This is a genomic window from Psychrobacter sp. T6-1, from assembly GCF_052258445.1.
On sequence record NZ_JBQQFC010000723.1, the window covers coordinates 1 to 671 of the forward strand.

Below are 671 nucleotides of genomic sequence, written 5' to 3' on the forward strand. Positions count from 1 at the left end.
TCTTATCATTACTATTTTTATCATTAGCATTAGCATTAGCATTAGCATCGGCATCGGCATCAACGCTAGCATAATCAGCAATATGTATGATGGTGTCTTGCGGGTGGCTGTTCTTTAAAGCTGAATCAACGTCAAACCCGCGACCATTATCGGCAATCATAATAGGTAGCTTTTTACCATGGACAACATTAGCTCTGACCAAGTCAAGCGCATGTCTGACGTGATAATCTAGCAAGCGCTCACCTAGGGGCAGTATAAGCTGGGCTTTTGCTGTGCCCATACGTGTGGATGCACCGCCTGCTAAAATGACCACGCCTGCCAAATGAGCCAAGTCTTTTATAACGTCAGTCATGTTAATTATGAGTCGGGTTTTGTGACATAAAGTGCGGTACAAAGTTGCACGGACGCGTACGGCTATCGAGCTGCCCTTTTAAGATACTCTCCCAGCCTGTACGGCACGCGCCCGATGAGCCTGGCAAACAAAAAATACCGGTATGATTTGCCATGCCTGCAACGGCGCGCGACTGTACCGTTGACATGCCAATCTCCTCTTTTGAGATCAGACGGAACATCTCGCCAAAGCCATCGATTGACTTATCAAACAACACGCTTACCGCCTCTGGCATGCTATCTCTGATAAAAAACCCAGTACCGCCCGTGGTAATCACCGC

At 47.5% G+C, this 671-nt stretch carries 2 protein-coding genes; both read right to left on the reverse strand.

Going from position 1 to position 671, the window contains the following annotated elements; all coding sequences use genetic code 11:
* Positions 1 to 352, reverse strand: a 352-nt coding sequence (locus tag ACTXGO_RS16555) for an NTP transferase domain-containing protein (RefSeq protein ID WP_443575167.1), incomplete at its 3' end; no start/stop codon positions are given.
* A gap of 1 nt (position 353) precedes the next feature.
* On the reverse strand, positions 354 to 671 hold a 318-nt coding region (locus ACTXGO_RS16560), incomplete at its 5' end, for a molybdopterin-binding protein (RefSeq protein ID WP_443575168.1).